This is a genomic window from Xenorhabdus bovienii, from assembly GCF_024721015.1.
GTDB lineage: Bacteria > Pseudomonadota > Gammaproteobacteria > Enterobacterales > Enterobacteriaceae > Xenorhabdus > Xenorhabdus bovienii.
On the sequence record NZ_JANAIF010000285.1, the window covers coordinates 1 to 677 of the forward strand.

1 protein-coding gene is annotated in these 677 nt (G+C 45.9%); it reads right to left on the reverse strand.

Annotated elements, in window-relative coordinates; genetic code table 11:
- Positions 1-287: 287 nt before the first annotated feature.
- The coding region (locus NXS07_RS20605) for a DDE-type integrase/transposase/recombinase (protein ID WP_258087585.1) at positions 288-677 on the reverse strand (390 nt) is incomplete at its 5' end.

The following is a 677-nucleotide window of genomic DNA, read 5'->3' on the forward strand; positions in this document are numbered from 1 at the left end:
AGCGCGTCTTTTCTTGCCGCAGTGCAAATCCGTTGCCTTGTTCTTTGGCTGAAAATCTCATGACGATATCGTCTAGAGTTGAATTAGCCAGTTAAAAACTGATATTTACTCCATGAAACTCAACCGCCACCAACTAAAGTCGGTGATTGTTGAGTTTTTAGCCAATGTAATAACTATTGGTTCTGTCGCATTAACGGCGAGTTAATCAGAGATCCCGCGAGTGGTTGTTTTTTAGGCTCTGTCGCATTAACAAGAAATGTCCGAGTGAAAGTGTGTTGGTTGTTTTTTTATGCGGTCAGTTGATAGAAAAAGGCCGCGGGTGACATCGGGCATTCCGGCTCTTGAACATATTGTCCTTTACGCAACATGCTGACTAACTCAATGCCCGCTAGAAGAGTCTGAGCCCGCCTGAAATTTTTGAAGCCCAGCAGGGGAGAGATTCGCCGTTTGATGTTGCGGTGATCCTGCTCAATGAGGTTATTGAGGTATTTGTTTTGCCAGATAACGATGGCTTCCTCTTTGGATTTCCCCTGATTTAACTCGTCTATCGCCGCTTTATTGGCGCTGCTTTTATCCATTGTGACGACCTCAGGTTGGCCCTGCTGACGCATCGCCTTTTTGAAGAAACGCAAGGCCGACGACTTATCCCGACGAGCCGTCAACAAAAAATCCACTGT